Source organism: Acidovorax sp. HMWF029, from assembly GCF_003060895.1.
Lineage (GTDB): Bacteria > Pseudomonadota > Gammaproteobacteria > Burkholderiales > Burkholderiaceae_C > Acidovorax.
In genome coordinates this window covers 43559-46497 of the sequence record NZ_QAIH01000188.1, presented here as the reverse complement: position 1 = coordinate 46497, position 2939 = coordinate 43559, and the positions used below count along the sequence as shown (strand labels likewise).

3 protein-coding genes are annotated in these 2939 nt (G+C 67.8%); all 3 read right to left on the bottom strand.

The window, feature by feature from the left end:
• Positions 1–571, bottom strand: a 571-nt coding sequence (locus DBR12_RS13130; RefSeq protein WP_108617654.1) for a CoxG family protein, incomplete at its 3' end; no start/stop codon positions are given.
• Positions 572–607: 36 nt separating this feature from the next.
• On the bottom strand, positions 608–1822 hold the full coding sequence (locus DBR12_RS13125) for a VWA domain-containing protein (protein WP_108617653.1): 1215 nt from the start codon (positions 1820–1822) through the stop codon (positions 608–610).
• A gap of 30 nt (positions 1823–1852) precedes the next feature.
• Entirely contained in the window at positions 1853–2755 is a 903-nt protein-coding gene (locus tag DBR12_RS13120) for a MoxR family ATPase (RefSeq protein ID WP_108617652.1), read from the bottom strand.
• Between the last annotated feature and the right edge of the window lie 184 nt (positions 2756–2939).

Sequence of the window (2939 nt, the reverse complement as noted above, 5' to 3'; positions counted from 1 at the left end):
ATGCAGGGATACCCCCGCCCTGGAGGGCTCCGCCTCCCCCACCCGGTGGGGTGATGGCCTCGGCCTGCACGGCATCCGACGCACCGGCCTGCGGCACCTCGGCGCGCGGAAAGCGGCGCTGCATCTCGTTGTCGAAACGCTTGAAGAAGTCCTCTGCCATGGTCTTGGCCGCGCCATCGATCAGCCGCTGGCCCAGCTGGGCGATCTTGCCGCCCACGGTGGCGTGCACCGTGTAGTGCAGCTCGCAGCTGGCCTGCCCCACTCCATCCACAGCCAAGGGCACCAGCTTGACCTGGGCATTGCCCTTGCCGAAGCCCGCCACACCGCCCGAGCCATCAAAGGCGATGTTGTAGCTCTCGGGCGGCACGATGTCCGACAGCGTGATCTTGCCCGCGAACTTGGCCGACACGGGCCCGATCTTGAGCGCCATGGCCACGGCGTACTGGTTGTCACCCGTGGGCTCGATCTTGTCGCAGCCAGGGATGCACAGCTTGAGGACCTCGGGGTCGTTGAGCGCCTGCCAGGCCTGTTGCTGGCTCACGGCAAGGGTGCGGCTGGCTTGCATTTCCATGGTAGGTTCCTTTTGGTGTCTTATGTCTCAAATCGGTCATTGCCGCAGCACACTGGCCAGACTGGCCGCCAGATCCTGCAGGCGGCTGAGGTTGTGCACGGCAAGCATGCCGTGGGCCTGACGGTGCAGCTCGGCCGCGCCCCGCGCCGTGGGCGCATAGCCCTCAAAACGCAGTAAGGGGTTGAGCCACAGCAGGCGGCCGCAGTGGCGGCGCAGCCAGGCCAACTCCTGCGCCAGCACTTCGGGGGCGCCGGTGTCCAGCCCGTCGCTGATCAGCAGCACCAGCGTGCGCCGCCCCACCAGGCGCCGCGCGTGCTGCTGCCGCAACTGGGCCAGGCTGTCGCCCATGCGTGTGCCACCGGCAAAGTCGTTGATGGCGTGGCTGGCCACCTGCAGCATGGCGTCGGTGTCGGCCAGGCGGAAAGCGGGGGTGAGGTCGGTCAGTCCCGTGCCAAACGCAAACACGTCGCGGCGCACGGCAGCACCCACATGGCGCGGCGCGGTGGCAGCGTGCAGAAAGGCCAGCAGCAGGCGCGCATAGCGCTCCATGGAGCCCGACACATCCACCAGCACCAAGAGCGGCAGGGGTTGCTGGCGCCGCTGCAGCAGGGGCACGCGCAGCACCTCGCCACCACTGCGTGCGGCCAGGTGCATAGCGCCCGGCCAGTGCGGGCGGTTGCCCCGCGCCCCAGGGCGCGTGCGGCGGGCTGCGTACTGCGGCAGAGGCAAAGGAATTTCGCGCGCCAGGCGCTCCACCAGCAGATATTCGCTGGCGGAGAGTTGATTGAAGTCCGCCTGCCGAAGGCGCTGCAGGTCACTGGCCGTCATAGCGGCATCGAAATCGACCTTGTCATCTTCGCGCGGCGGCGGCGCATTGCGCGCGGCGCGCACCGGGGCCAGCGCCTCGCTCACCCGCGGGCGGCGCTTGGCGGGTTCGGCCTTCGATTCGGCGCTGGGCAGCATCTGCGCCAGCAGCTTCTGGGCCACATCGGGGTTCTTGAAGTAGGCATCGAACAGCTCGCGAAAGACCAGCCGGTCCTGCTCGCGGCTGACCAGCACGGCCTCCAGCGCGGCACAAAAGTCTTCGCGCGCCAGGCCCACCAGCATCACGGCCTGCTGGGCCAGCGCCATGCGCGCGGCATCCACGGGCACGCCAGCGCGGCGCAAGGTGCGGGCAAAGCCGCTCAGGTTGTCGGCGAACTTGCCCGTGCGGGCATCGCCAAGCTGTGAGAGGGTTGCGCCTTGGGCCATGGCTGCGCATTCACACTGTGTCACGCCGAATCAGGCATCGGCGGGCTGCAGCAACTGCACCGCCATGTCGCGTGTGAGCGCTGCAACATCCTCGCGCTGCTTGAACAAGATGCCCGCCGTGTCCGACACCACCTCCGGGTCCACCACGATGGTGTCGAGCGCCACCAGCGCCTTGGCCCACTCCACGCTCTCGGCAATACCTGGCGCGCGCTGAAAGGCGTTGGCAAAGGGCTGGCTGCGCAGGCGGCCCACAAATTCGGCCACCTGCTTTGCGAGCGCTTCGCTGGCACCCGGCACCTGGGCGCGCACGATGGCCAGTTCGCGCTCGCGCTCGGGGTAGTCCAACCAGTGGTACAGGCAGCGGCGCTTGACGGCGTCGTGCAAATCGCGCGTGCGGTTGCTGGTAAGCAGGGTGACCGGCGTGGCCGTAGCACGCACGGTGCCGATCTCGGGGATGCTGACCTGGTACTCGCCCAGGTATTCGAGCAAAAACGCTTCGAAGGGCTCGTCCGCCCGGTCCACTTCGTCGATCAGCAGCACGGCGCCAGGCGCAGGCGCCTGCAGCGCCTGCAGCAAGGGGCGGCGAATCAGGTAGCGGTCCTGGTACACCTCGCGCTCCACCTGCGCCATGTCGGCACTTCCTTTGCCTTCTGCAGCACGCATGTGCAAGAGTTGGGCGGCGTAGTTCCATTCGTACAGCGCCTCGCGCTGCTCCAGCCCGTCGTAGCACTGCAGGCGGATCAGGCTGCGCGACAGCACTTCCGAGAGCGCCCTGGCCAGTGCCGTCTTGCCCACGCCGGGCTCGCCCTCCAGCAGCAGCGGGCGTTGCAGCCTGAGCGCCAGGAACACCGCCGTGGCCAGCCTCCGGTCGGCAAAATAGCCCACGCTTTGCAGCGCCTGCACCAGGGCATCAACGGTGGTTGGCAAACTCATTGCTACTCTTTTTATAGCTACCAGCGCTTGATGGACGCGCGCAGGATGCCTATTTGGCTATCAGTTGATCTTGTGGGCAATGCGCCCGGGCTCTGGCAGGTGCTGCCCGCACGGTTGCCACGACCCGCGCTACACGCCGTAGGTTGGGTGACGCCCTGACGGGCTCACCCGACCTGCGGCGCTG